The organism is Leisingera sp. ANG-DT (assembly GCF_000813785.1).
Lineage (GTDB): Bacteria > Pseudomonadota > Alphaproteobacteria > Rhodobacterales > Rhodobacteraceae > Leisingera.
Genome location: NZ_JWLE01000024.1, coordinates 524 through 1,429, shown reverse-complemented (window position 1 = coordinate 1,429; position 906 = coordinate 524). Strand labels below are relative to the sequence as shown.

Below are 906 nucleotides of genomic sequence, written 5' to 3'. Positions count from 1 at the left end.
TCCGCGAAATGGGTCACTCCACCCCCACACAGGAAAACGCATAAGAGAACGAGGGAAGGGCTCAGATGCTCTATTGGCTGACCGCTTTGTCGGACGGGGGGGATGTTTTCAACCTCTTCCGCTACATTACATTCCGCGCAGGCGGCGCCTTCATGACCGCGCTGATCTTTGGCTTCCTGTTCGGCAAGCCGCTGATCAACGTGCTGCGCAAGCGCCAGGGCAAAGGCCAGCCGATCCGCGATGACGGGCCGGAGGGGCATTTTTCCAAGGCTGGTACCCCGACCATGGGCGGCCTCCTGGTGGTCGGCGCGCTGCTGACGGCAACCCTGATGTGGGCGCGCTGGGACAATCCCTTTGTCTGGCTGGTGCTGTTTGTGACGCTGGCCTACGGCCTGATCGGTTTTGCCGATGATTACGCCAAGGTCTCCAAGCAGAACACCGCGGGCGTGCCCGGCAAGGTCCGGCTGGCACTGGGGATCATGATTGCGGTAATAGCGGCAGTCTGGGCCGCGGCCTATCACCCGGCGCCCTTGCAGAACCATCTGGCGCTGCCGGTGTTCAAGGACACGCTGATCAATCTTGGGATTTTCTACGTGCCGTTCTCGATCTGCGTCATCGTCGGTGCTGCTAATGCGGTGAACCTGACAGATGGCCTGGACGGTCTGGCGATCATGCCGGTGATGATTGCGGCGGGCACCCTGGGCGTCATTGCTTATGCGGTTGGGCGGGTCGACTTCACTGAGTATCTGGACGTGCATTACGTGCCTGGCACCGGTGAGATTTTGATCTTCTGCGCGGCACTGTTTGGCGCAGGCCTCGGCTTTCTGTGGTACAACGCGCCGCCCGCCGCTGTGTTCATGGGAGACACCGGCTCGCTGGCCCTGGGCGGTGCGCTGGGGGCCATCG

General features: G+C 62.0%; 1 protein-coding gene. It reads left to right on the top strand.

Annotated features, from left to right (window positions below; all coding sequences use genetic code 11):
• Positions 1-65: 65 nt before the first annotated feature.
• The coding region (gene mraY / locus RA21_RS17485) for a phospho-N-acetylmuramoyl-pentapeptide-transferase (RefSeq protein WP_446720198.1) at positions 66-906 on the top strand (841 nt) is incomplete at its 3' end.